This is a genomic window from Microbacterium sp. F2E (genome assembly GCF_020905435.1).
GTDB lineage: Bacteria > Actinomycetota > Actinomycetes > Actinomycetales > Microbacteriaceae > Microbacterium > Microbacterium lacticum.
The window spans coordinates 1-560 of the sequence record NZ_JAJJIB010000056.1 but is presented as its reverse complement, the minus strand read 5'-3'; the positions used below and the strand labels follow the sequence as shown (position 1 = coordinate 560).

1 protein-coding gene is annotated in these 560 nt (G+C 67.0%); it reads left to right on the top strand.

Annotated features, from left to right (window positions below; translation table 11 throughout):
• Window positions 1–63: 63 nt before the first annotated feature.
• On the top strand, window positions 64–560 hold a 497-nt coding region (locus LOK55_RS13965), incomplete at its 3' end, for a transposase (protein WP_374107664.1).

The window sequence follows — 560 nt, the reverse complement described above, 5'->3', positions numbered from 1 at the left end:
GGGGGTATCAGATGGTCTGTGTAAGGGGTGAGGTTCATCTCGAAGGAGAACATCATGGAGACCATGGCTATCAGTCCGGAGCGCGAGGAGCGTCGTCGCCGGCAGAAGGAGCTCGCTGACCGGCTCAAGGCGTCGGGCGCGATGGACGAGATCTTCGCTCAGATCGACGCCGGCGAGCCCCTCACGGGCGAGCACGGCCTGATCGGTGGAATGCTCAAGGCCGCGCTGGAGCGCGGGTTGGAGACGGAGCTGACCGAGCACGTCGGCTACGAGCGCGGCGACGCGGAGGCCTCGTTGCACCCGAACTCCCGCAACGGCACGAGCGCGAAGACGGTCGCGACCGAGATCGGAGACATCGAGCTGGCCGTCCCGCGGGACCGGGCTGGGACGTTCACCCCGATGCTGGTCCCGAAAGGGCAGCGCCGGCTGGACGGCCTCGATGGGATGATCATCTCGCTGTACGCGGGCGGGATGACCGTCCGCGACATCCAGCACCACCTCGCCTCGACGCTGGGCACGGACCTCTCGCACGAGACGATCTCGAAGATCACCGACCAGGT